The following is a 1,319-nucleotide window of genomic DNA, read 5'->3' on the forward strand; positions in this document are numbered from 1 at the left end:
TGTGAAGCACCTTCAGATTCATATAAATCCATTGCTGCTTGATCTTGTACTGATTCTGGTGCTTCTGTTGGTGATTGACCTTTATATTCATCTGGCGCTACTGAATCCCATGTACTTTGTAAGAATTGATATTTACCTGCTGCACCTGAAGATGGATTAACTGCTTTTAAGTCGCCACCTGATTCACGTTGCGCGATTTGTTTCAAGTGATCGTTTACTTCTACTGATGAACCACTTGATGCTTCACTTGAATTATCTGTTGATTGTTGTGATGAAGCTGCTTCTTGTTGTGGTTGTTGCGTTTGCTCAGTTTGAGGTGCTTGCTCTTGTGCTGGTTGTTCTGATGAAGCTTGTTGTGGTTGTGTTTGGTCTTGAGTTTGCGGTGCTTGTTCTTGTTGTCCTGCATTAGTTGTTGATTGTGTTGATGCATCGCTTGATCCGTTTGAACCTTCACCATAGCTCCATGACCAATTTGTGCCATCAGATTCAAAGTTATAATTTAAATTATCTTGATTAAAGTTATAGTTATAAGCACCTTCATGTACTGGCTTAGCATTTAATTGTTCAGGGTTGTTTTGTGCTTGTTGAGCTAGTTGTGCTTGATCGATACCTTGTTCAGACGCATCTGCTGAATTTCCTGCTGCAATTCCTGTTACGCCAAGTCCTACTGCTAACGTTGAAGCTAATACTGTTTTTTTCATTATTAATAAATCCTCCCAAGAGATAATACTTTTAAATTTGCTTTTTAAATTTGTGTTTCGTTTTTTGCAAAATTACTTTTATCAAATTTGCTAGTTCCCACTGTAACATCTAGAAAAAGCTTGTGGGTTACAGTGAAGTTAAAAAAACATCTAGATTTTTTACGTCCTAATGACATAAAAGTTAAATATTACACTCATCAAAAAACCTTAGAACGCCATCATCATCGTTTTAGGGTTAGTTATATTTTCAATTTTATTGTAATGATGTTGTAATAAAAGCACTTTTTATTCTATTATTGCAAGATTTAGTTCATTAATTAATAAGTCAGCAGTTTTAAATTAAGTATTATTTTTAGTATATTATTTAAATATCTTTTTTAAAATTAACTTTTCTATTAATTTTCTACAATTAATTCTATAACTTTCGAAAATATATGTCTTTCCCTCAATGTAAAAAGGACTAATCCATGTTGTTGCTAACGGATTAGTCCTTTATTTTTAGCATGAGCTTTATATGTCACTCACTCTATACATTTATATTCATATTTTAAAATTGCATATTATCTTATTATGCAGTAACCCATTGTGAAGCACCTTCAGATTCATATAAATCCATTG

General features: G+C 32.9%; 1 protein-coding gene. It reads right to left on the reverse strand.

The window, feature by feature from the left end; genetic code table 11:
• The coding region (locus HMPREF2586_RS01220; RefSeq protein ID WP_070812599.1) for a transglycosylase family protein at nucleotides 1-701 on the reverse strand (701 nt) is incomplete at its 3' end.
• Between the last annotated feature and the right edge of the window lie 618 nt (nucleotides 702-1,319).

Origin of the sequence: Staphylococcus sp. HMSC034G07, from assembly GCF_001835975.1 — a bacterium.
GTDB lineage: Bacteria > Bacillota > Bacilli > Staphylococcales > Staphylococcaceae > Staphylococcus > Staphylococcus ureilyticus.